Below are 930 nucleotides of genomic sequence, written 5' to 3' on the forward strand. Positions count from 1 at the left end.
GGCACCGGCATTCAGATTGAGCTTGTCGGTGAGCTTGAAGCGGCCTTGCAGGAAGGGCGCGTAATTACGGTACTGGGTTTCCGGCACATAGGTACGTCCGGTATGGACCAGATCCTGATTGGTTTCATCCTGCAGCAGATCCAGGCCGGTAGTAATGCCCAGGCGATTGTTGAGCAGGCCGTTGCGGGTCAGGGTGAATTTGGCGCCGATCTTGTCTGATTCGTTGCGGGTCTGGTCGAGCTGATCATTCCCGGCACTGTCCACGTAAGGGAAGAACGGGGTGGTGGCAAACTGGGCGCGGAACTGCTGGCTATACAATTGCACGTCCGCCTTGTTGCCAAACCAGTCTGCATGGCTGTAGGAGAAACTGGCGGTGGTCACCTTGTTGAAGCCCGGGTCGCCTACCGGGTCGCCTGGGCGCGCTCGGGTGGGGATACCTTCATCCCGATTGCCGGGCACCGGCACATAATCGCCTTCGCCTTCCAGTTCGAAGTGATTGAGCATCAGTTCGACGTTCTGGTTGTCGTCAATCCAGTAGCCGACCCGACCCATTACGTCATAGCTGGTAGAGTTCTGCAGTTCACCAGGGTAGGCGATGCCAACCAACTGGTCGTTACCGTCATAGAAGACGCCACGCTTTTGCTGGCTGATGGCGCCCAGGTAATCCCAGTCGCCTTTCTGGCCACTGATGCTGTAGTCCACCTTGTGGCCCTGACCATCGGAATCAAAATCATCATCGGAAGTCAGGCTGACAGAGGCTTGCTGATTGATGGTGCCGGTGTCGGCGCGGCGGGTTATATAGTTGATAATCCCGCCGGTGGCGCCCAGCCCGTGCTCTGCGCTGGCGCCATAAATCACTTCGATACGCTCCACCATGGACAGGTCGATGGTATAGCTGTCGCGGGCACTGTCTCGCAGCGGGTTGCTTTG

Annotated in this window: 1 pseudogene; it reads right to left on the reverse strand. The window is 57.8% G+C overall.

Features of this window, described 5'->3' with window-relative positions:
* Positions 1-930: pseudogene (locus A3730_RS31310) on the reverse strand (TonB-dependent receptor); the annotation flags it as partial.

Source organism: Alcanivorax sp. HI0044, assembly GCF_001634945.1.